We start from the raw sequence: 25,204 nt of genomic DNA, 5'->3' as shown, positions 1-25,204 counted from the left end.
TGTGAACTGCAGGAGGCATCCTAGAAGTTCAATTTTGTAATTACAAGATATTTACCAAAAAATTAAAGTTTGATTAGGATCAAATACATCGAGTCAGCTGTTGGTGAGCAATCTGAAATGATCCGGGAGGCGAGGAAAATGGAATCGTTGCCTTGTCAGCCTTGATGGGCGGGCGTGAACAAAGTCGGGGAAAGAATTCGCGGGATTGATGGCGGTTTCGATGCCGGCGGCGGGCGCGGCGCGAGCAGCCGTTTTTATGCTGTCGATACGCTGTCGGGTAAGCTGTGTCGAATTTACTGCGGGCGGGAAAAAGAGGAAATATGTTCCGAAATACTCATGCGCGCATTGAATGGCGGAATTGTCGCGAGGAATCTCGTTTATCGCATGAGTGGGCGATATTATTCATTCCGGCGATGCAAAAAAAGGCGGCGCATCGCGTAAACGATGGCCGCCAACGGCGGATACCGAGGGAATATCCGCAGACACACACGAGGTCCGGCGTTAGTGCCGGAGCCGGCCGGGCAAGCGCCCGGCGCGGCTGACGTCAGTTGCTGCCGATGATGCTGAGCGCGCTGCTGGTGTTCGGTTTCAGCCAGACCTTGTTGGCCGCTGGCTCTTTCGCGTCGAATTCCACGGCGTTGCCGCTGCGTTTGCCGATTTTCACGGTGTTGCCGTAGTGGGCGAGCAGGTCATTGAGCTGCCGGCTCCAGACGGCGGGGTCCGCGTTCCGCGTGGTGATCGGCACGCGCAGGTCGATCTGTTCCTCGCCCTGCGCGCCGCCCAGCACGCGGAAGCGCACCTGCTGGCCCGCGCGCGGCTTGAAGCCGGCCTCGACGAGCGCGCGGTCTTCCTGCCACGGGAAGCTCGCGGTGTTCTCGTCGGTCGAGATCGACACGTCGCTGCAGTTGAAGAAGCCTTCGTTGCCCGCATCCATGCGCTGCCAGTAGCTGTAGATCACCGCGTCGCCGGTGCGGCCGGGCGGCAGCGTGACATCGAGCTTGTAGAGCGACGTGACCGACGACATGTGGCCTGCGCCGTTCGCCGCGATCGGCTTGGGAGCGGGGGCGTCGTAGATCTGTTGCAGGTCGTCCCAGCGCAGCGGCGCGGCCGCGTTGTACTGCGGCTTCGAGATGAAGATGCGCATGCGCGCCGGATTGTGCGACTGGGTGTTCTCCCACACGAGTTCGACGTGGCCGTTGCGCGGCACGAGCCGCGTCTTGCGCCACTGCGCGGCGGGTACATCGAGGCCGGCCTTGCTGCGGTCGCCGCCCGCGCACAGCTGGCCGTCGGGCACGGCTTCCTTGAGTTTCGCCAGATCGTTGCCCTGGCCGACCGGATTGGCCGACACCTCGTTCCACTGCGTGAACGGATAGGCGGACTGGTTGCCCGCGCGGAACGCGGCGCGGCAGTCGTCGTGCGGAATCGCGGAACCGTTCTCCGGATACCAGTAGCCTTCTTCGATGCGGCACTGGTATTGCCGCGCGATCGGATAGCCGACCGCGCCGTGCGCGGCCGCCGGCCGCACGGGCGCGAGCGTCGCGCCGACTGCGGCGAGCAGCGACAGCGCCATGTATCGATGCAGCGTGGGGCGCGCGCGGGTCGCGGAGCGCATGGACGATTTCATCGGGCCTATCTCCTGGAGGGCGAAGGTAGCGTGCGGGTTGTCTCAGGGCGTCGCGCCGAGCGACATCGCGTGATGGAACACGTTGTGCGGGTCGTAGGCGCGCTTGGCCGCGACGAGCGAGTCGTAGAGCCCGCCGTAGTACAGCTCGCCCCAGTGGTAGCCGGCCGTGCCGGGCTGCTCGCCCGTCAGCATGTCGACGTCCGGGTAGTTGATGTAGCACCCTTCGTAGCGCGAGCCGCGCAGGGCTTGCGACGCCGGATACGGCGTGCCGTTGAAACCGTCGTGCCGGTACACGGCCCAATAGAACTCGCGCAGCCAGTCGACGTGCTTGGCGTCGTTGAGCGGGTCGGTCCAGTAGGTCTGGTATTGGAGCTTGAGGATCGAACTGCGCTGCGGCACGGCGGTTTCGTTATGCGCCGGGTCGAAGTGCGGATTGCCGGAGAACGCGTGATTGACCGCGCCGCCGTAAGAGTCGACCTGCACGAGCGACTGCGCGAAGTCATCATCCTTGGCGTGCGTCTTGCTCAGATAGCGATGAAGCGCATCCAGCTCGTGCTCTGTGAAGCGCTGCTTCATGTACGCGGACTTGTACTTGCCGCGCTGATTGGCGCCGGAGCCGTTGAACGTCTGCGTCGCGTAGAGCCAATCCATCACGCGGGTGTTCGTGGGCAGCCCCTGCGCGCTCAGCGTCTTCGGATGGCTGCCGATGAACGGGTGGCCCGCGCCCGGCAGGTACGCGCTTTGCAACGCTTGCTTGAATGGCGCGAGGGCCTTCAGGAACGCGAGCAGCGGGCCGAGGTCGGCGACGCCGCCGTCGCGATCCGTGTACTGCACCGTGAGGCCGATATTGCCCGCGCTCACGTGAGTGAGCTTCAGCAGCGTGAACAGTCCGTAGGTGTCGGTTTCGGTGTCGGCCGCATGAAGGAAGTCCGCATAGGCGTTGACGAACGCATCGAATTGCGGGCGGCCCGCGTCGATGAACTGGTCCCAGGGAAACTGCAGCTGCACCACCACGACCTCGCCCGGCGCGACCGGCAGGTCGTCGAAGTAGTAGTGGGTGATGAGCCCCGCGTTGTTGCCGCCCGCGCCGCGGCACAGCCGGAACAGGTCCGCATGCTGGCTGGCGTTCGCATGCAGCAGTCGCGCCTTGCCGTTGTCCGCGACGAGGATGTCGACGCCCGAGAGCCAGTCGACGGTCAAGCCGTTCAGGCGCGACAGCAATCCGTAGCCGCCGCCGCTGATGTGTCCGCCGAGCCCGACGGAATAGCACGAGCCGCCCGGAAGCGTCTTGCCGGTGTTGCGGTACAGGCCCAGGTAGCTGTCCCAGTTCTGGTTGCCGGCCGCGAGACGGAAGCCGTAGCGGCGGCCGCCCGCGCTCACGTCGGTGTCGATGCCGGTCAGGTTGCCGATATCGATGATGACGCCGCCTGGGTTGTTGGAAACGAAGCCTTCGTAGCAGTGCCCGCCGCTGCGCAGCGTGGGGCGCAGCTGGTGCGTGAGGGCATGGTCGAGCGCCTGCTGGGCTTCGGCGGCGTCGTTGCAGACCAGGATCCGTTGCGCGGCTTGTTCGGGGGCGGGCCAGCGCAGGTTGAAGCCTTTTTTGAGCGTGTTGTAGCGTGCATCGGTCGAATCGATCGGAATGTAGCTCAAACGCCCTCTCCCAGAGATGCATGCCGCCCGGCGGCGGTCGTGTCGTTTTGGGTCCTGCCGCGCGGCGGCTCGGGACAATCTCGTCGGAAACGATTAATTAAATGGTAGATGACCGACGATCTTGCGGGGAGCTACTAGAAATAGGAGTGGCGCTCAGGGGTGCTCGCGTAGCAGGGCGATGAGTGCGCGCCCCGCATCGTCGAGCGTGCCGGAGTTGTCGAGCGTGGCGATGCGGGTGCCGCCGGGCGCGCGCCATTCGACCTGGCGCGCAAGGCGTGCGCCGATCTGCTCGGCGCTCTCGCGGCCGCGCGCGGCGAGCCGCGCGGCCAGCACGTGCGGCGCGGCGTTCACGTGCACGACGCGCAGGCGCGGATAGCGTGCGAGCGCCGTGGCCAGATGCGCGCGCGAGCCGTTGACGACCACCGTGCAGCTGGCCGCGAGCCATTGGTCGATCTCGATGCCGATGCCGTAGCGCAGCGCATGGCTCGACCATTCGAGCGCAAACAGGCCGCGCGCGGACCGCAGCGCGAACGCTTCGTCGCTGAGCGCGACGTGGTTCTCGGGGCCGCTGTCGGCGCGGGTGATGTAGCGATGCGCGAACAGCACCGGCTCGCGCTGCAGGCGTTCGCGCGCATAGGCGAGCAGGGTGTCCTTGCCCGCGCCGGACGGGCCCATCACGTAGACGAGTCGCGCGTCGCTCATGGTTGCGTGCGCAACGTGTCGAACGGCAGTCGCCGCCACAGCACGAACGGCGCGCCCGGCGCGGGTTCGACGAACAGCGCCGCGCCGGTCGCGGGCAGCGGGCCGAGGCCGGGCGCCGCCGCGCGCCACCAGTCGAGCAGGATGCCGCGCTCGGCGGGATCGTCGAGCGAATCGGAGAGGGTCATGTGGAAGCGGAACTCGTCGAGCACGTACGGATAGCCCCAGGCGTCGAGCAGCGCCTGCTGGCGCGGCGTGAGCGGCTGCGCGCGTCGCGCGTCGCGTTCGCGCGCCGAGGGCGTCGCGCGCAGCGGCGTGAAGGTGCGCAAGGCATCCTCCGCGAGCGCGCGCATCGCGGCCTCGTCCGCGTCGGTGGCGGGGCGCAGTGCGACGAAGCGGCCGAGCGCGGCGGCCGTGACCGCGAGCGCGAAGCCGCGCTGGCGTCCCGCCCACTGCTGCGCTTGCGCGAGCAGATCGGCGGGCGTCACGCCGGCGGCGAGCCGGAACGGCGGCATCAGCGTGCCGTGCCAGCCGTAGCGCGCAGGCGCGACGGTGAGGTCGGCCAGCGGACGCGTGAGCGCGGGCGGTTGGGGGCGGGGATCGGCCGCGCCCGTGTCGGTTGCGCTTGAGCCGGGCGAACATGGTTCAGCCGAGCTTGAGTCTGCCGGGACCGAGGCGGCCGGGCCTGAACCCGCCGCCCCGCTTTCCGGATCACGGCCGAGCCACGCGCAGCCCGCGCGCCACCACGCGCTGTCGCGCGGCGGCGCGTAGTAGATCGCGAAGCGCGCCTGCGCGGGCCAGCGGGCGAGGCCGTCGTCAGCGCGCATCGCCGGGCACGTCGTCGTTGTCGATCACCAACTGCACGCGGTCCGCCGCGAAATGCGTGACCCCGTACTTGATCGGCCGGCCTTCCAGGTCGACGTCGACGTTCTCGACCCACAGCACCGGCTGCTGCCGGTTGAGATTCAGACGTCGCGCGACGTTCGCCTCGGGCAGCACGCTGCCGATCCGGCTCCACTTGCGCAGGTAGTCGGTCACGCCGTATTCGGCGAGCGCGTCGGTGACGCGGTCATGACGATCGAGCGCATCGGGCAGATCCGCGAAGCGCGCGGCCGGATAGCTGCTGTGCGCGTAGGTGAGCGGCACGCCGTCGGCTTCGTGGATCGATTCGATGCGGTACACATAGGCGCCCGCACGCAGCCCGAGCGCTTTCGCGACGACCGGGTCGGCCTTCACGCGCGCGGCTGACAGCATCCGGCCGCCAGCCGTGTGCTGATGGCGGGTCAGGTTCTCGGTGAAGCGGGTGCGCCGGCCGATCGTGTAGTCGATCGCGCCCGACTGCACGAAGGTGCCGCGCCCCTGTTCGATGCTCACGAGCCCCGAGGCGGCGAGCCCCAGCACGGCGCGCCGCACCGTGTGGCGGTTCACGTCGAAGCGCTTGGCCAGCTCGCCCTCGCTCGGCAGCCGGCCGTCCTCGCCGAAGCCGTCCGCGGCGATCTCCGCGGCGAGGATCTGCTCGATCTGCCGCCAGACGGCCACGCCGCCGCCGCGTTCGAGCGGATGGGGCGTATCGGGCATTTCGTTCGATGTCATGGTGGTGTCAATTCCTTGCGATGCAATGAGCGCGCGGCGCATTGTAGTGTACCGCCGCCGGCGGGACAGATCGCATTTTACATCTAAACGTCTAGACGTTTAGATGGGATGGTGGTTAAATTTCGCTGCCTGGACTTCGTGGAGTGCCGATGAACCCCTGTTCTAGTTCCGATGCCTGTTTTTCCCCGGCCGCGCGGCGCGCCTGGCTCGCCGTGCTGGCGCGCGCGCCGCGCGATGCACTGGCGAGCGCGCTCGAGCGCGTGCTGGCCGGCGGCGCGCCGCCGGCCTATGACTGGCTGCGGCCGCCCGAGATCGGCCTTGCGATGGTGCGCGGGCGGATCGGCGGCACGGGCGATGCGTTCAACCTGGGCGAGGCCACCGTCACGCGCGCGACCTTGCGCCTGCGCGCGGCCGAAGTCGGGCCGCCGGCGACCGTGGGCGTCGCCTGCCACCTGGGGCGCGACAAGCGCCGCGCCGAGCTGGCCGCGCTGGCCGATGCGCTGCTGCAGCTGCCCGAGCGGCATGCGCGGGCGCACGCCGAGCTGATCGAGCCGTTCCGCGCGCAACAGGCCGCCGAGCGCGCGGCGCGCGCACGCGAGACCGCGACGACGCGGGTCGAATTCTTCACGATGGTACGAGGCGATTGATGACAGACAGCATGACGCGCGCGCGCATCGCGATCGCGGATATTCCGGCCGGCTTCGGCGATCCGGTGCATGACACGCAGCAGGCGTTCCGCGCGCTGCTCGACGCGCTCGCGCGTCCGGGCACGATCGTCCGGCTCGCGCCGGCGGCGGGCGAGGCGGATCTCGCGCGCGGCTCCGCCGCCGCGCCGGCCGCGTTCGCGGCGCTGCTCGCGCTCGGCGACGACAGCACGCCGATCTATCTCGACACGCCCGATCCGGTCTTCGCATCGGCGCTGCGCTTTCATACCGGCGCGCCGCTGGTCGACGCGCCGGCGGGCGCATGTTTCGCCTACCTGCACGAACCGGCCTCGGCGGCCGCGCTCGAACGCTTCGCGCTCGGCGCGCCCGATGCGCCCGAACAATCCGCGACGCTGTTCGTGCGCGTCGACGCCTTGACGGGCGGCGCGCCGGTGCGCGTGCAGGGGCCCGGCATCGACGGCGCGCGCACGCTCGCGCCGGTGGGGCTGCCGGCGGCGTTCTGGGCGGCCCGGGCGGCCTTCGCGCCGCTGTTTCCGTGCGGGATCGACGCCTATCTCGTGTGCGGCCGCGAGCTGCTCGGCCTGCCGCGCACCACGACAGCGGAGGTGGCCTGATGTACGTCGCCGTCAAGGGAGGCGAGCGCGCGATCGAAGCGTCGTGGCGCTTGCTCGATGCGGCGCGGCGCGGTGCAACCGCGCTGCCCGAGATCAGCGTCGCGCAGATCCGCGAGCAGCAGCGGCTCGCGGTGGCGCGCGTGATGACGGAAGGCTCGCTGTACGACGAGGAGCTGGCCGCGCTGGCGATCAAGCAGGCGGCGGGCGATCTGGTCGAGGCGATCTTCCTGCTGCGCGCCTATCGCACCACGCTGCCGCGTTTCGGCTGCACCGCGCCGCTCGATACGGATGCGATGCGGATCGCGCGGCGCATCTCCGCGACCTTCAAGGATATTCCGGGCGGCCAGTTCCTCGGGCCGACCTACGACTACACGCAGCGCCTGCTCGATTTCGCGTTGCTCGCGGAGCAGGGCGACGCGCCCTCGGCCGCGCCCGCCGCCGCGCCGGCCGGCGCGGCGCGCGTGCCTGATCCTGAACCTGAACCGATGCCGCGCGTCGTGTCGCTGCTCGATCGCGAAGGGCTGATCGAACAGGAGATCCCGACGGCGGATGCACCCGAACCGGGCGACCTGTCGCGCGAGCCCCTGCGTTTTCCGGCGGACCGCGCGCTGCGCCTGCAGAACCTCGCGCGCGGCGACGAGGGTTTCCTGCTCGCGATGGGCTACGCGACGCAGCGCGGCTACGGCCATTCGCATCCGTTCGCGGGCGAGCTGCGCTTCGGCGCGGTCAGCGTCGAGCTGGCGCTCGATGAACTCGACGGCGAGACGGTCGAGATCGGCGATCTCGACGTGACCGAATGCCAGATGATCAACCAGTTCGCGGGCGGCAACGGCGTGCCGCCGTCGTTTACGCAAGGCTACGGGCTCGCGTTCGGGCATTCGGAGCGCAAGGCGATGGCGATGGCGCTCGTCGACCGCGCGCTGCGCGCGCACGAGCTGGGCGAGACGGCCGACGCGCCGCCGCAGGATCCGGAGTTCGTGCTGCTGCATAGCGACAACGTCGAGGCGTCCGGCTTCGTGCAGCACCTGAAGCTGCCGCATTACGTGGATTTCCAGGCCGAGCTGGAGCTGGTGCGGCGCTTGCGCGCGGCCCGCGCGCCGGATGCGGCCGCGCCGGCGGACCACCCCGCCCAAGAGGAGGCAGGACGATGAAGCCGATCGACGAGAGCCCGCCCGACGGCGCGGGCGACTACAACTTCGCGTACCTGGACGAGCAGACCAAGCGGATGATCCGTCGCGCGCTGCTGAAGGCGGTGGCGGTGCCGGGCTACCAGGTGCCGTTCGCGTCGCGCGAGATGCCGCTGCCGTACGGCTGGGGCACGGGCGGGATCCAGGTCACGGCGGCGTTGATCGGCCGCGCCGACGTGCTGAAGGTGATCGACCAGGGCTCGGACGAGACCACCAACGCGGTCAACATCCGGCGCTTCTTCGCGCGCACGGCCGGGGTCGCGACGACCACCCGCACCGTCGACGCGACGTTGATCCAGACCCGCCACCGGATCCCCGAGACGCCGCTGACCGAGCGTCAGATTCTGGTCTACCAGGTGCCGATGCCCGAGCCGCTGTTCAAGCTGGAGCCGCGCGCGAGCGAGTGCCGCAAGCTGCATGCGCTGGCCGACTACGGGCTCATCAGCGTCAAGCTCTACGAGGACATCGTGCGCCACGGCGGCATCGCGACGACCTACGACTATCCGGTGATGGTCAACGGCCGCTACCTGGCCTCGCCGTCGCCGATTCCGAAGTTCGACAATCCGAAGCTGCACATGAGTCCCGCGCTGCAGCTGTTCGGCGCGGGGCGCGAGCAGCGCATCTATGCGATTCCGCCTTATACGCCGGTGCGCAGCCTGGATTTCGACGACCATCCGTTCGAGGTGCAGCGCTGGGACAGCGCGTGCGCGCTGTGCGGTTCGCACGAGAGTTTTCTCGACGAGATGATCGTCGACGATCGCGGCACGCGGATGTTCGTGTGCTCGGACAGCGACTACTGCGGCGAACGGCGCGGCGACGCGCCGGACGTATCCACGCCGGCCGCGCCGCCGCGCGCGCCGCACACCGAGGGGGAACCGGCATGACGCCGCTCTTGAGCGCACGCAATCTGACCAAGCGCTTCGGCGGCCGCAACGGCTGCGCGAACGCGAGCTTCGACCTGTATCCGGGCGAGGTGCTGTGCATCGTCGGCGAGTCCGGTTCGGGCAAGACCACCTTGCTGAACCTGCTCGCGCTGCGCACCGGGGCCGACGCCGGCGCGCTGCACTACACGCGGCGCGACGGCGCGCGCGTCGATCTGTTCGCGCTGCCCGAGCCGCAGCGCCGGCAGCTGATCCGCACGGAGTGGGGCTTCGTCCAGCAGAATCCGCGCGACGGGCTGCGATCCGGCGTCTCGGCGGGCGCGAACATCGGCGAGCCGCTGATGGCGGTCGGCGCGCGCCACTACGGCCGGCTGCGCGAGACGGCGGCCGACTGGATGGCGCGCGTCGAACTCGACACGGGCCGCATCGACGATCTGCCGTCGACGTTCTCGGGCGGCATGCAGCAGCGGCTCCAGATCGCGCGCAACCTCGTGATCGGCCCGCGCCTCGTGTTCATGGACGAGCCGACCGCCGGCCTCGACGTCTCGGTGCAGGCGCGCCTGCTCGACCTGCTGCGCACGCTGACCGCGACGCTGCACCTGTCGATGCTGATCGTCACGCACGACATCGGCGTCGCGCGCCTGCTCGCGCACCGGCTGATGGTGATGCAGCGCGGCGAGATCGTCGAGGCGGGCCTGACGGACCAGGTGCTCGACGATCCGCAGCATCCGTACACGCAGATGCTCGTGTCGTCGGTTTTGCCAGTATGAGGACCAGCATGGAAGCGAACCAATCATTTCGGCCCGCGCAGGTGTTCGCCGGACATCCGGCGCGGATGGTGCACGCGGCGGGCGTCGGCAAGACCTTCGTGCTGCACGGGCAGGGCGGGATCCGCATCGAGGCGCTCGGCGACGTGTCGCTCGACGTCGACGCGGGCGAGTGCGTGGTGCTGACCGGGCCCTCGGGCGCGGGCAAGAGCACGCTGCTGCGCTGCCTGTACGGCAACTATCTGGCGAGCGCGGGCGGCATCGCGATCCGCGAGCCGGCGCGCGCTCACGTGGTGGTGACCGAGGCCGAGCCGCACGAGGTGCTGCGGTTGCGGCGCGACGTGGTGGGCTATGTCAGCCAGTTCCTGCGCGCGATTCCGCGGGTCGGCGCGCAGGCGCTGGTGGCCGCGCCGCTGATCGCGCGCGGGGTGGACGAGGAAGAGGCGAACGCGCGCGCCGCGCGCCTGCTCGAACGCCTGAACGTGCCGCGCCGACTGTGGCCGCTCGCGCCCGCGACGTTCTCGGGCGGCGAGCAGCAGCGCGTGAACATCGCGCGCGGGCTGATCGCCGGGCATCCGGTGCTGCTGCTCGACGAGCCCACCGCGTCGCTCGACGCGGAGAACCGCGACGCGGTCGCGGCGCTGATCGTCGAAATGCGCCGGCAGGGAACGGCGATCGTCGGTATCTTCCATGACGAGGGGACGCGCGACCAGGTCGCGACCCGTTGCGTCGAACTGCGTGCGCCGTCGCGGCAGGCGCGCGCCATCCAATGAAGCAAGCTGGGCGAAAGCTGGAGAAAGCGATGTTGATCAGCAATGCGCGCGTTGTCACGCGCGACGAAGTGTTCGTGGGCGCGGTGCAGGTCGAGGACGGCGTGATCCGCGATGTGGCGCGCGGGGCGACCGCCGCGCGCGAGGCGCAGGACTGGGGCGGCGACTACCTGCTGCCCGGGCTCGTCGAACTGCATACCGACAACCTGGAGAAGCATCTCGCGCCGCGCCCGGGGGTGGTGTGGGACGTCGATGCGGCGTTCGTGATCCACGACGCGCAGATCGCGGCGGCCGGCATCACGACGGTGTTCGATTCGCTCGCGATCGGCACGCGCCTGAGCGTCGGCGTACGCGGCCGCGACATGCAGACGCGTTGCGCGGAGGCGCTCGCGCGCTTCGAGCGCGACGGCCTGCTGCGCGCCGAGCATTTCCTGCATCTGCGCTGCGAGGTCGCGACCGAGGACGTGGTCGAGGTGTTCGGCGCTCTGGAGCGGCATCCGCTGCTGCGGCTCGCGTCGGTGATGGACCATACGCCGGGCCAGCGCCAATGGCACGATCCCGCGCAGTGGCGGCGCTACCAGGAGCGGCATGGCCGCTGGAGCGACGAGCAGGCGGCGACGCTGCTCACCGAGATGGCCGACGAGCAGCAGCGCTTCGCGGACCGGCACCGGCGCGAGATCATCGCGCGCTGCGCGGCGCTCGGCGTGCCGGTCGCGAGCCACGACGACACGGTGGTCGAGCATGTCGAGCAGGCGGCGGCCGAGGGCATCACGCTGGCGGAATTCCCGACCACGCGGGTTGCCGCGCAGGCCGCGCGCGCGCATGGTCTCGCCACGATCATGGGCGCGCCGAACGTGATGCGCGGCGGTTCGCACTCGGGCAACGTGTCGGCGCTCGAACTGGCGCGCGACGGCCTGCTCGACATCCTGTCGTCCGACTACGTGCCGTCGAGCCTGTTGAGCGCGGCGTTCGAACTGGTGCGGCTCGCCGGCTGGACGCTGCCGCGCGCGATCGCGACGGTGTCGGCCGAGCCGGCCGTGCAGGCGGGGCTCGTGGATCGCGGCGCGATCGCGCCGGGCCTGCGCGCGGATCTCGTGCGGGTCGCCCTGCATGGCGATCTGCCGGTGCCGCGCGAGACCTATCGCGCGGGGCGACGGGTCGCTTGAGGGCCGCGCGGCGCGCGGACGCAGGACGGTTCGCGCGCCGCGCCGGACGGTCACGCGACCGGGGCGGGTTCATGCGGTCGCTGCGCCGGATCGCATCGGCATACGCCTGCGCGTTCGCGAAATCGATCTTGTCGACGTCGATTCCATGACGCCGGCACGCATCGCCGACTGCCGCGCGCGGCATCGCGCCGTCCCTCAGCGACCTGATGACCATTCTCAGCGAGACCGCGTTGCCGGCCGAGTGCCTGCAACTCGAATTGCTCGAAAGCATGGCGATGAACACGCGCGAGGAGATCGGGATTCTGTTGCGGGAATTGGCCACGCGCGGGATCAGTCTCGCGATCGACGATTTCGGCACGGGGTATTCGTCGTTCGTGTACCTGCAGGATCTGCCGGTCGATACGCTGAAGATCGACCGGTCGTTTCTCACGGACTGCGGCTCGGGCAGCCCGGACGACGCGATCGTGCGCGCGATCGTGGCGATGGGGCGGGCGTTGGGGCTCGACGTGGTCATGGAAGGCGTCGAGACGGAACGGCAGCTGGCGTTCCTGCAGGAGATCGGGTGTCACCAGGTGCAGGGGTTCTTGTTCGCGCGGCCGCAGCCGGCGGAGCAACTGGTCGAGATTTCGCTGGGGCGCGGGAAGGCGGCGGCCGATCGCGGGGCGGAGGCGCTGGCGGAGTGAAGGGGCGGCGTTGCATGCGTGGTCGAGCGTGCGGGTCGTGCCTCGCGCCGTGGGTATCCGTCGAGGCGGGGCGGGCAGGAGCCGACGCACGTCGCGGGGCCTGTCACGCGATCTTCGCACTCCCCCCTCGCGTCCCTGCATCACCTGCCATCGATTCCCGCACATAGCGCGCAAACTCCCGCGCCGCCGGCTGCGCCGCGCCCGGCAGGCGCAGGCAGATCGCGAACGGCGGCAGCGCGGGCAGGCCGGCCTCGCGAGGCGTCAGGATGTCCAGGTCGCCTGGCACCGTGGAAACGAGCCACGCCGTGATCGCAAGACCCGCGCGCACCGTCGCCGCCGTCGCCTCAATATTGCCGCTCTCGAACACCGTCCGCCACGCAATGCCCGCGTTCGCCAGCGCGCCGAGCACCACCGGACGGAACGCGCAGCGCGCGTCCACCATCGACAGCGGCAGCGGCCGTTTCTGCCACGCCTCGCTGCCGCGCCCCGTGACCCACGCCAAGGGTTCGATGCGGATCACGTCGCCCTCGGCTTCGCTCGCGACGTATTCGATCAAGGTCACATCCACGCGGCCGCTGTTCAACGCCTCGTCCAGCTCCGGCGACGCCGCGCACACCAGCGAGATCTCCACGTGGGGATGCGCGTCGGCGAACGCCTTCATCGCGGGCACGAGCGGCGTCACGAGATCGTAAGGCACGCCCACGCGCAGGCTGCCGCGTAGCGGCTGGGCGGTCATGTCGGTCCAGATCTCGTCGTTCAGCCGCAGCATCTGGCGCGCCTTGACGAGAAACTGCTCGCCGTGCCGCGACAGTTCCAGCTTGCGCGTCTTGCGCACGAACAGCACGCAGTCCAGCGCGGCTTCGAGCCGTTTCACCTGCTGGCTCACCGCGCCTTGCGTCATGTGCAGCCGATTCGCCGCGACCGTCATGCTGCCGCTGTCGGCGACGGCGACGAAGGTGCGGATCAGATCGAGGTCGAGGTTGCGGGTCATCGACGCATTATGCGGCGTAATGGATCGCATCAAAATTATTCCATTTGCTGATGTATCGACGCCTTGTACAGTACGAGTATCGTTCCCCGGATTGGCCCCGATGACCTCGATCCTGCCGCTGCTCCTGTTCGTCGCCGTCGCGACCGTGACGCCGGGCGGCGCGACCATGCTCGCCACCGCCTCGGGCGCGCGCTTCGGCTTCATGCGCTCGATTCCACTGATGCTCGGCATTGCCTTGGGCCTCGCGTTGCTCGCCGCCGTCGCGGCGCTCGGGCTCGGCGGTCTGCTGCTCGCGCTGCCGTCGCTGCAAACGGGCGTGAAGGCGCTCGGCTCCGCCTATCTGCTGTGGCTCGCGTGGCGGATCGCGCGCAGCGGGCCGCCGAACGCCGGCGACGGTCCCGCGCGCCCCATCACGCTCGCCAACGGTTTCGTGCTGCTGTGGCTCAACCCGAAGAGCTGGGCGATGACGGTCGGCGCGGCGGCGTCGTTCGCGTTGCTCGCGAGCACCCCGAACCGGCTCGCGATGCTGCTCGGCGCGGCGTTCGGCGTGGCCGCGTGCGCGTCGCTCGCGCTGTGGTCCGCGCTCGGCGTGCTGCTCGCGCGGCGCCTGCGTACGCCGCGTCACTGGCGCATGCTCAACGTCGTCATGGGCGTGCTGCTCGCCGCGTCCGTCATTCCGACCTGGAGATAGACATGTCATCCCATCCGTTTGCCGAATCGTTCGACCTCGAAGCGGCGTTCGCCGACGTATCCGAGTATTGGTCGCCGAAAGTCGTGGCGCAGGTCAACGATCAGTACGTGAAGATCGCCAAGGTGCGCGGCCAGCTCGTGTGGCACGACCATGCGCACGAGGACGAACTGTTCTTCGTCGTGCGCGGACACCTGAGGATCGAATACGAGGGCGGGCGCTTTGTCGATCTGCCGGCGGGCTCGATGCACGTGGTGCCGCGCGGCACGCTGCACAATCCGGTCGCCGACGACGAATGCTGGGTCGTGCTGGTCGAGCCCGTGCAGACCCGGCATACGGGCGAGGTGGTCTCGCCGTTGACGAAGCCGATCGAGGCGCAGCTGCGCTGAGTGCGTGCGGGTCGGCGTGGGCCGCGCGGGCGCTCGATTACCGTCGATGTCGATGTCGATGTCGGCGACGTCGAACCTTGTCCGTTACGACGGCCCTTGCCGCGTCAGTTGTTGACGGAAGAACGCAAGCACCTCGCCATTGAACGCCCGATGAAACGCGCCGCGATCGAAATCCGGCTCGTCGGCGCAGATCTCGCGCGCAACCTGCGCGAAGGCAGCCGAGCAGGGCGCCATGAAGGAAAAGTGCCGGGCGTGCGGCACGACATGCACCGCCGGTTTCGCCGGCAGCTCGCCGACGAGGTTCGCGACGCTCTCGGGCGTCACGCCGCCTCCGCCCAACTCGGATCGCCAGAGTTGGACGGGAATCTTGAAGTTCGAGAAGCTTTCCGCCGAGAAGAAGAGGGCGACCGGATCGGCGATCACCGCCGCCTTGATGCGCGGATCATGCGCGAGCGCAGGCGGTTCTCCCTTGCGCACCTGATCGCAGAGCGGCGTATCCACGCCGTCGCACAAGCGCAGATGCGTTCCAAACGAGGGCTCGGCGCCGATCGCGACGAGCGCGGAGTATCCGCCGCGCGAGAAGCCGAAGATGCCGATGCGGTTTGCGTCGATGCGGTCCGAGGCCCGCCACGAGCCCAGCATGAAATCGATCAACCGCTTGATGTCCGCTGGCCGCTCGACGAGCACCGGGAAATCGTTGATGCGGGTCGCATCCGTTGCATTGTCGCCGGGGTGGTTGATCGCGGCGACCACGAAGCCCGCATCGGCCAAGGCCTGCGCCGTGTCGGCGTGATCGAGGAACGCGCCGCCCCGGCCATGCGAGATGACGACGAGCGGATGCCGCTCGCCCGTGACCGGGCAATCCCTGGCGACGGAGAGGACGATCGGGCCGAGGGCTTCGTCGCGGGGCGCCTGCTTGCACGGATACCAGACCGCGCCCTTGAGCGCGTGAAGCGGCCCGTTGCCGGGAATCTCGATGAACTGAAAGCCGGCGGCTTGCGCCAGTGAGGTTCCGATGCACCAGGCCGCGACGAGCATGCAGATACGAATCATGGTTCTTCCTGTTCTATCCGCGCATCGCGCCTCGACATCGCGCCTGGAACCGGGCGTCCACGTTACCCGCGTTGATTGCGGGCGCAAGCATGTTCCGCATCATCCCGGCATGCGAGATCCGGGGCGACTATTGATTTCGTCCGACAGCGGACCGTGGACAGTTGATTGCCCACTGCCCACTGCCCACTGCCCACTGCCCACTGCCCACTGCCAACCGCCAACCGCCAACCGCCAACCGCCAACCGCCAACCGCCAACCGCCAACCGCCAACCGCCAACCGCCAACCGCCAACCGCCAACCGCCAACCACCAACCACCAACCACCAACCACCAACCACCAACCACCAACCACCAACCACCAACCACCAACCACCAACCACCAACCACCAACCACCAACCACCAACCACCTCACTCCGCCGCAAGCGCCGATCCGAACAACTTCATTGCGGCCCGATCGGCCATCCCGAGCGCCGCATTGGCGCGCGTACGCAACGCCGCGTGATAGTCGCGCAGCGCGACAGGCCAGCCCGCGCCATATCCGGCCCGCGCCGCCGCGAGGCGCGCGACGAGATCGGCGGCGTCGGCGAGCGCGGTATTCGCGCCGACGCCGCCCGCCGGGCTCATCACATGGATCGCGTCGCCGAGGAACGCCAGTGGCGCGGGCGGCGGCGTCGCGCCCAGCGCAGGCGCGCGGCGCACCGGCTGGAGCGCGACCGACTCCGGCTCCGCGTGGCGCAGCAGCCGGCGCACGCGCGGATGCCAGTCGCGGGTCCAGTGGTCGACGCTGTGCAGCCAGACATCGGCGTCGGCCCGCCGGCCGATCGGCTCGACGCGCGCGAGCCGCGTCTCGGGGCCGATGAACGCCCAATACAGGTAATCCTCGACCCGGCTCAACCCGGCCGGGCGCAGCGCATCCGGGCAGGATGCCGCGAACGGCGCGCCGAAGCGCATCGCGTCGAGCACGGCGGCGAAGCCGTCCGCGCCGATCACGGTCGTGCCGGTGCCGAGATCGTCGCCGGCCAGCGCGCGCAGCGCGGGCGTGAGCGGGGTGCGGCCATACAGGCAGACAGTGCCCGTCGCACGCGGTTCGGCCTCGGGCAACGCGCGCCTGCGCAGCATCGAGTGCACGCCGTCGGCGGCGACCAGCACGCGCGTGCGCCGCGCGCTGCCGTCGGCGAATTGCGCGGTCACCGCGCCGTCCTCGGCCGGCGCGTAGTCGACGCACGCCTGGCCGAAGTGCAGATGCGGGCCGAGATCCTGCATCAGGATCTCGCGCAGCGTGAGCCGGTGCGCGCTCAGGTCGCCGGGGCCTTCCTCGGTGGCGGACGGGGCCCAGTTGTCGGCCGCGCGGCCGTCGAGCGCCGCGAGCTGAGGGTCGACGCAGCGGCCCGCCGAGGCGCTGGCCGCGCAGGTGGCGCGGAACAGGTCGTAGCGCGCCTCGGGCAGGCACTCGGCGAGCGCCTGCCGGCCCATGGCGTCGATGCGGATCCGGTAGCCCTGGGTGCGGCTGTGCGGCGCGGCGTCGCGTTCGTAGACGTCGAACGGAATGCCCGCGCGCCGCAGCCCCTGGGCCAGGCACAGCCCGCCCAGGCCCGCGCCGATGATGGTGACGTGTAACGGCTCGATTTGGTCCATGCGTGTGATCCCACGAGAAAACGACAGGGATTCAGGATGCGCCCGAACGGGCTGGTTAAGATAACCGCATTGAGACCAGAAATAATGAAAAACGGCCAATGCGCGCGGAGAACACGACGATGGCGAACCTGGATTACGCGGATGCCCTGGACGGGCTGGCGCTGTGGGTGCTCGAAGGCTCGGACGCGCCGGAGTCCGAGTTCCGGCTCGGCACGCGCGAGTACGACTGGCACAGCCACCGGCGCGGCCAGTTCTTCTGCATCGAGAGCGGGCTGCTGCACGTGCACACGGCGCGCGGCGCGTGGCTGCTGCCGCCGCACCGCGCCGGCTGGCTGCCGCCCGGCACCGAGCATCGGATCGGCGTGAGCGGCGTGATGCGCGGCTGGGGCGTGATGATCGCGCCGTCGAGCTGCGCGGCCCTGCCCGACGCGCCGTGCGTGGTCGGCCTCAACGAGCTGCTGCTCGCGCTGGTGCGGCGCGCCGCGCGCTGGTCGAACAGGGCGGCGCTCGCTCCGGCCGACGAGCGTCTCGTCGCGGTGCTGCTGGACGAGATCGCCGCCGCTCCGCGCGAGGCCTTGCATCTGCCGATGCCGGACGATCCGCGCCTCGCCCGGCTGGCGCGGCGGATCGTGCGCGAGCCGGGCCGCGCGCTCACGCTCGACGCGCTGGCGGGCGAGGTGGGGCTGTCGGCGCGCAGCGCGCGGCGTTTGTTCGTCGCGCAGACCGGCATGAACTTCGTGCACTGGCGGCAGCAGGCGCAGCTCGCCTATGCGCTCGAACGGCTCGCCCACGGCGATGCGGTGGGCGCGATCGCCGATGCGCTCGGCTATGCGACGCCGAGCAACTTCATCGCCATGTTCCGCCGCGCGCTCGGCGCGTCTCCGGGCAGCTATTTCGCGCCGGGCGCGCGCTGAGCCGCGCCCGGCCTTCTGTTTTTCCGAAGGCCGGCCTCGGCAATTCCGGGTTGTCCGGCGCGCGGGCGCATGGGGAGAATGGCGCGCGGCGCGGCGTGTCGGCGCGCCGCTCCATCCATCCGCCTGCTTCGGGAGCCAGCATGAGCACAGTCCTGTCCGCCTACCGCCAGATCGGGGAGCATCGCTATCGCGAGATCGCCGGCCTGTATTACGAGGATTTCGAACCCGGCGCGATCTACGAGCACCGGCCCGGCCGCACCATCACCGACGTCGACAACATCTGGACCACGCTGCTGACGATGAACAGCCAGCCCGTGCATTTCGACGCGGCCTACGCGGCGCATACCGAGTGGCGCAAGCTGCTCGTCGACAGCACGTTCACGCTCGCGCTGCTCACCGGGATGAGCGTGCGCACGGTCAGCGCGAAGGTGGTCGCGAATCTCGGCTGGGACAAGGTGCGCGCGACCCGGCCGGTGTTCGCGGGCGACACGCTGTATGCGGAATCGACCGTGCTGGGCAAGCGCGAATCGGCGAGCCGGCCGACACAGGGCATCGTGACGGTGGAGACGCGCGGCCTGAACCAGGACGGCGCACTGGTGATGCGTTTCGAGCGCACCATGCTGATCCACAAGCGCGGCCACGGGCCGGAGGCCGAGGCGAACTACTGAGGCCGCGTGCGCACGCGGGACGACGGAAAGGAGTAGGGTGTCACGGGTCCGCGCGCGGCCGGCCGTCGGGGCCGGGGCCCGGATCGGGCCCGCGCGCGGGCCGCCTCTCATTGCGTGTCGTCAACGATAGGGAGCACAGCATGGCCAAAGCCACGATAGCCGACTACCTCGCCGCCACGCTCGCCGCCGCCGGCGTCGAGCGGATCTGGGGCGTGACGGGCGACAGCCTCAACGGCCTGTCGGACAGCTTGCGACGGCTGGGATCGATCCGCTGGATGCATACCCGCCACGAGGAGGTGGCGGCGTTCGCGGCCGGCGCCGACGCCGCCGCGACGGGCCGCCTCGCGGTCTGCGCGGGCAGTTGCGGGCCGGGCAACCTGCACCTGATCAACGGTCTCTACGACTGCCATCGCAACCACCAGCCGGTGCTCGCGATCGCCGCGCACATCCCGTCGTCCGAGATCGGCCTCGGCTACTTCCAGGAAACCCATCCGCAGTCGTTGTTCCGCGAGTGCAGCCACTATGTCGAGCTGGTCTCGAATCCCGCGCAGTTTCCGCGCGTGCTCGCGACCGCGATGCGCACCGCGATCGAGGCGCGCGGCGTCGCGGTGCTCGTGGTGCCGGGCGATGTCGCGCTGAGCGAGGCGCCCGAGGAGGCGGCGGGCTGGGCGTCGAGCAGCGCGCCCGCGACGCTCGCGCCCGCCGACGCGGACCTCGACCGGCTCGCCGCGCTGCTCGACGCGGCGGGCGCGGTGACGCTGCTGTGCGGCAGCGGCTGCGCGGGCGCGCACGACGAGGTGGTCGCGCTGGCCGATGCGCTGGGCGCGCCCGTCGTGCACGCGTTGCGCGGCAAGCAGTACGTCGAATGGGACAACCCCTGCGATGTCGGGATGACGGGCCTGATCGGCTTCAGCTCCGGCTATCACGCGATGATGTCGTGCGACGCGCTGGTCATGCTCGGCACCGATTTCCCATACCGCAATTTCTACCCGCCGCACGGCAACATCGTGCAGATCGATCGCCGCCCGTCCGCGCTGGGCCGGCGCGCGCCGCTCAAGCTCGGCCTGGTGGGCGACGTGCGCGCGAGCGTGCGGGCGCTGTTGCCGAAGCTCGCGCGCAAGAGCGACCGGCGCTTCATCGACAACGCGCGCCGCCACTACCAGGAAGCGCGCCAGGGCCTCGACGAACTGGCGCGCCCGTCTGCGCCCGGGCGGCCGATTCACCCGCAATACCTGACCCGCATGGTCGATCGTCTCGCGGCCGACGACGCGGCGTTCGCGGTCGATGTCGGCACGCCCACGCTGTGGGCCGCGCGCTACCTGACGATGAACGGGCGGCGCGCGCTGCACGGCTCGTTCAACCATGGCTCGATGGCGAACGCGCTGCCGCAGGCGCTGGGCGCGCAAGCCGCGGCGCCGGGCCGGCAGGTGATCGCGCTGTCGGGCGACGGTGGCCTGTCGATGCTGCTCGGCGACCTGCTGAGCGCGCGCCAGCTCGACCTGCCCGTGAAGATCGTCGTCTACAACAACAGCTCGCTCGGTTTCGTGGCGATGGAGATGAAGGCGGGCGGCTATCTCGACACCGGCACCGACCTGAGCCCGACCGATTTCGCGGCGATCGCGCGCGGCGCGGGCATCGACGGGATCCGCATCGAGCACGCGGAAGCGCTCGAGGACGGGCTGCGCGACGCGTTCGCGCGGCCCGGGCCGGTGCTGGTCGACGTGGTGACCGCGAAGCACGAACTGGCGATGCCGCCGAAGCTCCAGTGGGCGCAGGCCAAGGGTTTCAGCCTGTACATGCTGCGCGCGGTGCTGAACGGGCGCGGCGACGAGGTGCTCGAACTCGCGCAGACGAACCTGCGCTGAGCGCCGCGCGCGGCGTTACGCGGCGTCCTTGACGGTGACGTAGGCCGCCGTCGCGTAGGGCACCGTGACGACGTCGCGGCCGCGCAGCGCGGGCTCCGCATCGATCAGCGCGCGCAGCCGGGCGTCGAGTTCGGCGCGCGCGGCCTCGGGCAGCGCGGCGATGAAGCTCATCGAGCGCACCCGGTTCAGGATCACGTCCTCGGGCGCGCCCGTATGGCCGTGCGCGAAATGTTCGACGCGCAGCGGGCCGAAGCCCGGAAACGGAAAGGCCGCGCGCCACGCGCTCGTGTGGTGGCGCGGCACGCCGCCCTCATGCTGGTTGACGAGCGCGTCGATGCGCGCCACCCAGTCGACGCGGGCGTCGCGGGTGTTCCAGATCAGCCCGAGCCGGCCGCCCGGCTTCAGCACGCGGTGAATGTCGGCGAGCGCGTCGCGGCTCGCGAACCAGTGGAACGCCTGCGCGCAGACCACCACGTCGACCGAGGCGTCGGGCAGCGGCAGCGCCTCGGCCGCGCCGGCGAGCGCGGTCACGCCGGGCAGCGCGGCGAGCTTCGCGCGCATCGCGTCGACGGGCTCCACGGCGATCACGGTCGCGCCCGTCGCGACGAGGCGCGGCGTGAACTTGCCGGTGCCCGCGCCGAGGTCGACGACGCGGGCGCCGGGGCCGAGGCCGAGCGTGTCGCGCAGCCAGCCGTCGACGGCGGGCGGGTAGTCGGGGCGGCCGCGCACGTAGGCGTCGGCGGCCGCCTCGAAGCCGGCGGCGGCGGCGGGATGGACGGGCGGCGGGTCGGGCTCATGGGGCGGGGCTCGCGGGAGGAACATGGGCGATCATAAGGCGCTTCGCACCCGTGCGCGCCGCCGCCGCGCGAAAACCGTCGCCGCGGGCGTTTTCATTCGATTAAATCAATTGCTGATAGTAAATGCCCGGTCATTATTTCCTGATGGATGGAAATGCGTGAATTCAATTCGCCGAATTGGACTTTAGTATTAGGCCCTCTTAAGATCTGAGTCCCACTTAATATCTTTACCGCTGAGCCGGCCTCTCCCTGCCTGCCGCACGGCCCCACCCCATGAAAATCCTGATCATCGACGACCACCCGGTCCTGCGCGCGGGCGTGGCGGCGCTGCTGCACCAGGACGCCGCCGATACCGAGGTCGCGCAGGCGGGCACGCTCGCCGACGCCCTGCGGATCGTCGCCGAGCGCGACGACCTCGACGCGGTGGTGCTCGACCTGATGCTGCCCGGCACCGACGGCTTCGCCGCGATCGGCGAGCTGATCGACGCGCGCCCCGATCTGCCGGTGATCATCCTGTCATCGTCGGAGGACCCGCACGACGTGCGCAACGCATTCGCGCACGGCGCGTCGGGCTACGTGCCGAAGTCGTCGAGCCGCGGCACGCTCGCGGCCGCGATCCGGCTCGTGCTGAGCGGCGATCTGTACGTGCCGCCCCTCATCATCGAGTCGGTGTCGTCGATCCGTTCGTCCGGGCTGCGCAAGAACGCGCTGACGGTGCGCCAGATCGAGGTGCTGCGCTGCGTGTGCGAGGGGCTCGCGAACAAGACGATCGCGGCGCATCTCGGCCTCTCGGAGAAAACCGTGAAGGCGCATATCACCGCGATCTTCCGCGCGCTGAACGTCGTGAACCGCACCCAGGCGGCGATCGCCGCGCGCGAGGCCGGCCTGATCTAGCCGCCGCGCGGCCGTCAGCCGACGGCCATCCTCAGCGCGGCAGCCGCGTCGAGCACGCCCGCGCCGGGCGGCGCGACGCTCGGGCAGGCCGCGCGCGTCGCCGCGCCGGGGCGCGCGGTGGCGACCAGGATCGCGGCGATGCGCGCGGGCGTGAGCGTCGGGTTCGCCGCGACCATCAGCCCGACCACGCCGGCCACCTGCGCGGCCGCGTAGCTCGTGCCGCTCTGGCTGTCGTAGATCGCGGGGCCGGGGGTCGTGAGGCCGGCGCTGCTGGTGCTCAGGATCTGCGAGCCCGGCGCGCTGAGCGTCACCTCGTCGCTGAAATTGCTGTAGGACGCGCGGCGCGCGAGCGCGTCGGTCGCGCCGACGGCGATCACGCCGCGGCAGTTCGCGGGCGTGTCGAGCGCGGTCGCGCTGCCGCTGTTGCCGACCGCCACCACCACGCTCACGCCCTGCGCCGTCACGTCGTCGATCGCTTGCTGGAACGTGGTGCCGCACGGGCCTTCGCCGCCGAAGCTCAGGTTGAGGACGCGGGCCGGGTACGGATTGGCGGCAACGCCCGCGACCGGCAGTCCGGCCGCCCAGCGCATCGCGTCGACCACGTCGCTGGCCGCGCCGCCGCATTTGCCGAGCACGCGCACGGGCAGGATCCGGCCGGCGCTGCTGATGCCGGCGATGCCGATGCCGTTGTTGGCGGCCGCGCCGATGATGCCCGCCATCTGCGTGCCGTGCCAGGTGCTGTTGTGTATGCCGGCGATGCAGTTGTAGAACGGCGTGCCGGGCGTGTTGAATTCGTCGGAGGTGACCCAGTCGCCGGGATCGGTCGCGTCGGCGCCGCGGCTGTGGCCGTTGTTCGCGGTGGCGAGGCTCGTGATGAAGTCGTAGCCGGGCAGCAGGTTGGCCGCCAGATCCGGATGCGGCAGGTAGCCGGTGTCGAGCACGGCGACCACGGCCGTGGGCGCGCCCGTCGTGATGCGCCACGCATCGGGCAGGTCGATGCCGCCGACCGGATCAAACAGGTTCCACTGGCGCGGATACTCGGGATCGGTCGGCAGCGCGCGCGGCGCGACGCGCAGGTCGGGCTCCGCGTAGGCGACCTCGGGGTCGGCCGCGAAGCGGCGCGCGAGCGCGGCGGCGCTCGCGGCGTCGAGCGCGGGCGTGAGCGACAGCAGGGTGGCGCCGTCCGACAGCGCGCGGGCCGGCCGCGCCGGCGCGGATGCCGCCGCGCCGGCGGCCGGCGCATCGTGCGCGATGCGCGCGATCACGGCCGCCATGCGGGTGCCGGGGTCGGGCGCGGCGGCGCGGCGCAGGGCGGCTGTGGCCGTTGAAACTGTTGAGGCGGCGTCCTGTGTCTCGGCGCGCAGCTTGACGATCATGCGCTCGACGGGGGCGGCGTTCACGGCCGCCGGCTCGATGGCGCGCACGGCGGCGAGCGTGGGCGTCGGGCACGAAGCTGTGGGCGTTTGCGCGGGCGCCGCCGCAGGGGGCGCGGCTGGGGAGGCGGCAGCGGCGGGCGGTGAGGCGGCGGGCGTGTCGCCGCCGCCTCCACCGCCGCCGCATGCGGCAACGAGCAGCATCGCGGCGAGGGCCGCGAGGCCGGAACCCGGATGGATCGGGAGGTGTGGTGCGCGCTCGGGGATCGGATGTTGGCCGTGCATGCTCGCTCCTTCCGGACCCGCCCGCTGCTGCGCGATGCGCGGCGGCCGGCCGGTCCAGGTGAGGCGAGACCGCAGATATCCTCGCATGGGTCGGGACATGAGGCGGCCCCGCCGGGTTGGGTTGCGTTGCGTTCTGGTTCCGCGCCGCTCTGCGTCGGGCGGGGCGGCGTGCTGCGCCGCCGTGTCCCGTGCGCGTGATGCGATGCGCGGGATGAACGTGAATATCGCGGACCCGTCATGCCGTGTAAATTGGCCGAAGGTCGCGCACGTGAGTCAAAGGTCGTAGTCCTGAATGGACATAGGTCCGCGTGAAATGTGAACAGGGCCGTGGAGAAGCGAGAGGAAAAAGCCGGGAAAAATCCCGTGACCAATACGCGCGCCATTCGGGAAATGATGGTATATGGCGCACGGGAAAGTCTTCGGAAAGTGCGCGATTACCTGCCAGTTGATAAGGAATGCGTGATATTAGACGGCATGCCGCGCGAGAGGCGGCGGTCGCGATTCATTCGTGTGAGGAGGGCGCGCGGGTCGGTCTTGCGTGGTATCGCATCGGCGCGGCGACGGCCGGATTCCCGCATGACCGGCGGGAATCCGGAACGTTTGATCGGGATAGCGAATCGTCAGCGAATGCCGAAATGTCTTTGTAGGTCGCTTCTGACAATGCTTGTATTGTCCGGCCTTGTATCTGACAGAAAATGAAGTCGCTCGGCGGGTGGGTCCTCGTATCCCGTCGGGCAGCTTGGTAGCGTTGATCCTAGGTTCCCCCCGGACACCAGGATCTTTGGCCGCCACGTCCGCCGGGCGGGCGTGGCGGTTTTTTTGCCGGACGGCGAACGCCGCCTCAATGCATGTACGTGACCAGGCGCGCGCGGTCGCGAATCTCGAGACCCGCGTCGAGCAGCGAAATGGAAAACCAGCGGGTGATCTTCAGCACGCCGCTCACGGTGATGGGCGGCAGCCATCCGGCAAGGATGCGCAGCGCAGCTTCGCTGCGGGTCGACTGCAGGTGCGCGATCGCCTGCAGCAGCGACGCCTCGTCGTTCGCGAGGTCGTTCGCGCAACGGCAGCGCGTGTCGAGTGGGCGCGGCGATGCGCCCGTGAGCGTCGTCATCATCATGTCGAACTGGTCGAGACCGTCGACGCGCAAGCCCGCGTCGAGCAGCACGTCGCGCCACGAACGCTGCTCGCGCGCCGCGCCGCAGTCCGGATGGAGCCAGGTGCGCACGGCGGTCAGGATGATGCGTTCGGCAAGATCGGCTTCCCCGGCGGGCGTTTCGTCGAGCAGCGAATGGTTGCGGGCGGCCGAGCGATGGAAATTCATGGAGCCTCCTGATGAGGTCGGGCCGGCCGATG

24 protein-coding genes and 1 pseudogene are annotated in these 25,204 nt (G+C 70.1%); 14 read left to right on the top strand and 11 right to left on the bottom strand.

The genetic code is table 11. The features are described from left to right. Nucleotides 1-544: 544 nt before the first annotated feature. From Bsp3421_RS12625 to phnF, 5 genes are all read right to left on the bottom strand, one after another. Nucleotides 545-1,624 (bottom strand): lytic polysaccharide monooxygenase, encoded by a 1,080-nt coding sequence (locus Bsp3421_RS12625; RefSeq protein ID WP_337995261.1) that lies wholly within the window; start codon nucleotides 1,622-1,624, stop codon nucleotides 545-547. 42 nt (nucleotides 1,625-1,666) lie between these two features. Further along, the gene (locus tag Bsp3421_RS12620) at nucleotides 1,667-3,274 is read right to left on the bottom strand and encodes an FAD-dependent oxidoreductase (protein ID WP_273996294.1); all 1,608 of its coding nucleotides are present in this window, start codon (nucleotides 3,272-3,274) and stop codon (nucleotides 1,667-1,669) included. A gap of 153 nt (nucleotides 3,275-3,427) precedes the next feature. Beyond that, entirely contained in the window at nucleotides 3,428-3,976 is a 549-nt protein-coding gene (gene phnN / locus Bsp3421_RS12615; RefSeq protein WP_273996293.1) for a phosphonate metabolism protein/1,5-bisphosphokinase (PRPP-forming) PhnN, read from the bottom strand. Next, nucleotides 3,973-4,800 (bottom strand): DUF1045 domain-containing protein, encoded by an 828-nt coding sequence (locus Bsp3421_RS12610; RefSeq protein ID WP_273996292.1) that lies wholly within the window; start codon nucleotides 4,798-4,800, stop codon nucleotides 3,973-3,975. Before Bsp3421_RS12610 ends, phnN begins: the two co-directional genes overlap by 4 nt. Next, nucleotides 4,790-5,566: a phosphonate metabolism transcriptional regulator PhnF gene (phnF, locus tag Bsp3421_RS12605; protein WP_273996291.1), complete on the bottom strand. Its 777-nt coding sequence runs from the start codon at nucleotides 5,564-5,566 to the stop codon at nucleotides 4,790-4,792. Before phnF ends, Bsp3421_RS12610 begins: the two co-directional genes overlap by 11 nt. A 149-nt stretch (nucleotides 5,567-5,715) precedes the next feature. On the opposite strand from phnF, the gene phnG reads away from it, so the two are divergent. The 8 genes and pseudogenes from phnG to Bsp3421_RS12565 all read left to right on the top strand — a co-directional run. Next, entirely contained in the window at nucleotides 5,716-6,213 is a 498-nt protein-coding gene (phnG, locus tag Bsp3421_RS12600; protein WP_273996290.1) for a phosphonate C-P lyase system protein PhnG, read from the top strand. Further along, nucleotides 6,213-6,845, top strand: a complete 633-nt coding sequence (phnH, locus tag Bsp3421_RS12595; RefSeq protein ID WP_443111442.1) for a phosphonate C-P lyase system protein PhnH — start codon at nucleotides 6,213-6,215, stop codon at nucleotides 6,843-6,845. The genes phnG and phnH overlap by 1 nt, the downstream gene beginning before the upstream one ends. After that, entirely contained in the window at nucleotides 6,845-7,996 is a 1,152-nt protein-coding gene (locus tag Bsp3421_RS12590; protein WP_337995260.1) for a carbon-phosphorus lyase complex subunit PhnI, read from the top strand. The genes phnH and Bsp3421_RS12590 overlap by 1 nt, the downstream gene beginning before the upstream one ends. Continuing rightward, nucleotides 7,993-8,916 carry an alpha-D-ribose 1-methylphosphonate 5-phosphate C-P-lyase PhnJ gene (locus Bsp3421_RS12585; RefSeq protein ID WP_273996289.1) on the top strand — a complete coding sequence of 308 codons (924 nt, stop codon included), beginning with the start codon at nucleotides 7,993-7,995 and terminating at the stop codon, nucleotides 8,914-8,916. Before Bsp3421_RS12590 ends, Bsp3421_RS12585 begins: the two co-directional genes overlap by 4 nt. Continuing rightward, nucleotides 8,913-9,683: a phosphonate C-P lyase system protein PhnK gene (gene phnK, locus Bsp3421_RS12580; RefSeq protein ID WP_252984902.1), complete on the top strand. Its 771-nt coding sequence runs from the start codon at nucleotides 8,913-8,915 to the stop codon at nucleotides 9,681-9,683. Before Bsp3421_RS12585 ends, phnK begins: the two co-directional genes overlap by 4 nt. 8 nt (nucleotides 9,684-9,691) lie before the next feature. Then, entirely contained in the window at nucleotides 9,692-10,453 is a 762-nt protein-coding gene (phnL, locus tag Bsp3421_RS12575) for a phosphonate C-P lyase system protein PhnL (RefSeq protein ID WP_443111441.1), read from the top strand. Between the two features lie 29 nt (nucleotides 10,454-10,482). Continuing rightward, entirely contained in the window at nucleotides 10,483-11,616 is a 1,134-nt protein-coding gene (locus Bsp3421_RS12570) for an alpha-D-ribose 1-methylphosphonate 5-triphosphate diphosphatase (protein ID WP_273996287.1), read from the top strand. 194 nt (nucleotides 11,617-11,810) lie between these two features. Beyond that, nucleotides 11,811-12,299: pseudogene (locus Bsp3421_RS12565) on the top strand (EAL domain-containing protein); the annotation flags it as partial. A gap of 103 nt (nucleotides 12,300-12,402) precedes the next feature. Here Bsp3421_RS12565 and Bsp3421_RS12560 read toward each other — a convergent pair. Beyond that, on the bottom strand, nucleotides 12,403-13,290 hold the full coding sequence (locus tag Bsp3421_RS12560) for a LysR family transcriptional regulator (RefSeq protein ID WP_273996285.1): 888 nt from the start codon (nucleotides 13,288-13,290) through the stop codon (nucleotides 12,403-12,405). A 100-nt stretch (nucleotides 13,291-13,390) separates the two neighbouring features. Between Bsp3421_RS12560 and Bsp3421_RS12555 the strand changes: the two genes are divergently transcribed. Further along, nucleotides 13,391-13,981 carry a LysE family translocator gene (locus tag Bsp3421_RS12555; protein ID WP_273996284.1) on the top strand — a complete coding sequence of 197 codons (591 nt, stop codon included), beginning with the start codon at nucleotides 13,391-13,393 and terminating at the stop codon, nucleotides 13,979-13,981. 2 nt (nucleotides 13,982-13,983) lie between these two features. Next, complete coding sequence (locus Bsp3421_RS12550) at nucleotides 13,984-14,367, top strand: cupin domain-containing protein (protein WP_273996283.1); 384 nt, start codon at nucleotides 13,984-13,986, stop codon at nucleotides 14,365-14,367. Nucleotides 14,368-14,451: 84 nt separating this feature from the next. Here Bsp3421_RS12550 and Bsp3421_RS12545 read toward each other — a convergent pair whose 3' ends face one another. Both Bsp3421_RS12545 and Bsp3421_RS12540 read right to left on the bottom strand, forming a co-directional pair. Continuing rightward, nucleotides 14,452-15,420, bottom strand: a complete 969-nt coding sequence (locus tag Bsp3421_RS12545; protein WP_273996282.1) for an alpha/beta hydrolase family protein — start codon at nucleotides 15,418-15,420, stop codon at nucleotides 14,452-14,454. 408 nt (nucleotides 15,421-15,828) lie between these two features. Beyond that, the gene (locus tag Bsp3421_RS12540) at nucleotides 15,829-17,055 is read right to left on the bottom strand and encodes an FAD-dependent oxidoreductase (RefSeq protein ID WP_273996281.1); all 1,227 of its coding nucleotides are present in this window, start codon (nucleotides 17,053-17,055) and stop codon (nucleotides 15,829-15,831) included. 119 nt (nucleotides 17,056-17,174) lie between these two features. Between Bsp3421_RS12540 and Bsp3421_RS12535 the strand changes: the two genes are divergently transcribed. The 3 genes from Bsp3421_RS12535 to poxB all read left to right on the top strand — a co-directional run bounded on the left by Bsp3421_RS12535 (nucleotide 17,175) and on the right by poxB (nucleotide 20,502). Then, on the top strand, nucleotides 17,175-17,969 hold the full coding sequence (locus tag Bsp3421_RS12535; protein WP_273996280.1) for an AraC family transcriptional regulator: 795 nt from the start codon (nucleotides 17,175-17,177) through the stop codon (nucleotides 17,967-17,969). 140 nt (nucleotides 17,970-18,109) lie between these two features. Continuing rightward, nucleotides 18,110-18,637 (top strand): (R)-specific enoyl-CoA hydratase RipB/Ich, encoded by a 528-nt coding sequence (gene ripB / locus Bsp3421_RS12530; RefSeq protein WP_273996279.1) that lies wholly within the window; start codon nucleotides 18,110-18,112, stop codon nucleotides 18,635-18,637. Between the two features lie 140 nt (nucleotides 18,638-18,777). Beyond that, a complete protein-coding gene (poxB, locus tag Bsp3421_RS12525) occupies nucleotides 18,778-20,502 on the top strand; it encodes a ubiquinone-dependent pyruvate dehydrogenase (RefSeq protein WP_273996278.1) in 1,725 nt (574 codons plus the stop codon). Between the two features lie 15 nt (nucleotides 20,503-20,517). On the opposite strand, the gene Bsp3421_RS12520 is transcribed toward poxB, so the two are convergent. After that, on the bottom strand, nucleotides 20,518-21,324 hold the full coding sequence (locus Bsp3421_RS12520) for a class I SAM-dependent methyltransferase (protein WP_273996277.1): 807 nt from the start codon (nucleotides 21,322-21,324) through the stop codon (nucleotides 20,518-20,520). A gap of 248 nt (nucleotides 21,325-21,572) precedes the next feature. On the opposite strand from Bsp3421_RS12520, the gene Bsp3421_RS12515 reads away from it, so the two are divergent. Further along, nucleotides 21,573-22,193, top strand: coding sequence for a response regulator transcription factor (locus tag Bsp3421_RS12515; protein WP_273996276.1), 621 nt, complete (start codon nucleotides 21,573-21,575; stop codon nucleotides 22,191-22,193). A gap of 14 nt (nucleotides 22,194-22,207) precedes the next feature. On the opposite strand, the gene Bsp3421_RS12510 is transcribed toward Bsp3421_RS12515, so the two are convergent. Continuing rightward, complete coding sequence (locus Bsp3421_RS12510) at nucleotides 22,208-23,851, bottom strand: S8 family peptidase (RefSeq protein ID WP_443111440.1); 1,644 nt, start codon at nucleotides 23,849-23,851, stop codon at nucleotides 22,208-22,210. Nucleotides 23,852-24,692: 841 nt separating this feature from the next. Beyond that, nucleotides 24,693-25,172, bottom strand: coding sequence for a hypothetical protein (locus Bsp3421_RS12505; RefSeq protein ID WP_273996275.1), 480 nt, complete (start codon nucleotides 25,170-25,172; stop codon nucleotides 24,693-24,695). Nucleotides 25,173-25,204: the final 32 nt, after the last annotated feature.

It is taken from the genome of Burkholderia sp. FERM BP-3421 (assembly GCF_028657905.1).
Lineage (GTDB): Bacteria > Pseudomonadota > Gammaproteobacteria > Burkholderiales > Burkholderiaceae > Burkholderia.
This window is presented reverse-complemented; position numbering and strand designations above follow the sequence as displayed.

What these genes read in the sequence shown, in the direction of transcription:
- Bsp3421_RS12625 (WP_337995261.1), bottom strand. Translation starts at nt 1,624, where the DNA reads ATGAAATCGTCCATGCGCTCCGCGACCCGCGCGCGCCCCACGCTGCAT.
- phnN (WP_273996293.1), bottom strand. Translation starts at nt 3,976, where the DNA reads ATGAGCGACGCGCGACTCGTCTACGTGATGGGCCCGTCCGGCGCGGGC.
- Bsp3421_RS12610 (WP_273996292.1), bottom strand. Translation starts at nt 4,800, where the DNA reads ATGCGCGCTGACGACGGCCTCGCCCGCTGGCCCGCGCAGGCGCGCTTC.
- phnF (WP_273996291.1), bottom strand. Translation starts at nt 5,566, where the DNA reads ATGACATCGAACGAAATGCCCGATACGCCCCATCCGCTCGAACGCGGC.
- phnG (WP_273996290.1), top strand. Translation starts at nt 5,716, where the DNA reads ATGAACCCCTGTTCTAGTTCCGATGCCTGTTTTTCCCCGGCCGCGCGG.
- phnH (WP_443111442.1), top strand. Translation starts at nt 6,213, where the DNA reads ATGACAGACAGCATGACGCGCGCGCGCATCGCGATCGCGGATATTCCG.
- Bsp3421_RS12590 (WP_337995260.1), top strand. Translation starts at nt 6,845, where the DNA reads ATGTACGTCGCCGTCAAGGGAGGCGAGCGCGCGATCGAAGCGTCGTGG.
- Bsp3421_RS12585 (WP_273996289.1), top strand. Translation starts at nt 7,993, where the DNA reads ATGAAGCCGATCGACGAGAGCCCGCCCGACGGCGCGGGCGACTACAAC.
- phnK (WP_252984902.1), top strand. Translation starts at nt 8,913, where the DNA reads ATGACGCCGCTCTTGAGCGCACGCAATCTGACCAAGCGCTTCGGCGGC.
- phnL (WP_443111441.1), top strand. Translation starts at nt 9,692, where the DNA reads ATGGAAGCGAACCAATCATTTCGGCCCGCGCAGGTGTTCGCCGGACAT.
- Bsp3421_RS12570 (WP_273996287.1), top strand. Translation starts at nt 10,483, where the DNA reads ATGTTGATCAGCAATGCGCGCGTTGTCACGCGCGACGAAGTGTTCGTG.
- Bsp3421_RS12560 (WP_273996285.1), bottom strand. Translation starts at nt 13,290, where the DNA reads ATGACCCGCAACCTCGACCTCGATCTGATCCGCACCTTCGTCGCCGTC.
- Bsp3421_RS12555 (WP_273996284.1), top strand. Translation starts at nt 13,391, where the DNA reads ATGACCTCGATCCTGCCGCTGCTCCTGTTCGTCGCCGTCGCGACCGTG.
- Bsp3421_RS12550 (WP_273996283.1), top strand. Translation starts at nt 13,984, where the DNA reads ATGTCATCCCATCCGTTTGCCGAATCGTTCGACCTCGAAGCGGCGTTC.
- Bsp3421_RS12545 (WP_273996282.1), bottom strand. Translation starts at nt 15,420, where the DNA reads ATGATTCGTATCTGCATGCTCGTCGCGGCCTGGTGCATCGGAACCTCA.
- Bsp3421_RS12540 (WP_273996281.1), bottom strand. Translation starts at nt 17,055, where the DNA reads ATGGACCAAATCGAGCCGTTACACGTCACCATCATCGGCGCGGGCCTG.
- Bsp3421_RS12535 (WP_273996280.1), top strand. Translation starts at nt 17,175, where the DNA reads ATGGCGAACCTGGATTACGCGGATGCCCTGGACGGGCTGGCGCTGTGG.
- ripB (WP_273996279.1), top strand. Translation starts at nt 18,110, where the DNA reads ATGAGCACAGTCCTGTCCGCCTACCGCCAGATCGGGGAGCATCGCTAT.
- poxB (WP_273996278.1), top strand. Translation starts at nt 18,778, where the DNA reads ATGGCCAAAGCCACGATAGCCGACTACCTCGCCGCCACGCTCGCCGCC.
- Bsp3421_RS12520 (WP_273996277.1), bottom strand. Translation starts at nt 21,324, where the DNA reads ATGTTCCTCCCGCGAGCCCCGCCCCATGAGCCCGACCCGCCGCCCGTC.
- Bsp3421_RS12515 (WP_273996276.1), top strand. Translation starts at nt 21,573, where the DNA reads ATGAAAATCCTGATCATCGACGACCACCCGGTCCTGCGCGCGGGCGTG.
- Bsp3421_RS12510 (WP_443111440.1), bottom strand. Translation starts at nt 23,851, where the DNA reads ATGCACGGCCAACATCCGATCCCCGAGCGCGCACCACACCTCCCGATC.
- Bsp3421_RS12505 (WP_273996275.1), bottom strand. Translation starts at nt 25,172, where the DNA reads ATGAATTTCCATCGCTCGGCCGCCCGCAACCATTCGCTGCTCGACGAA.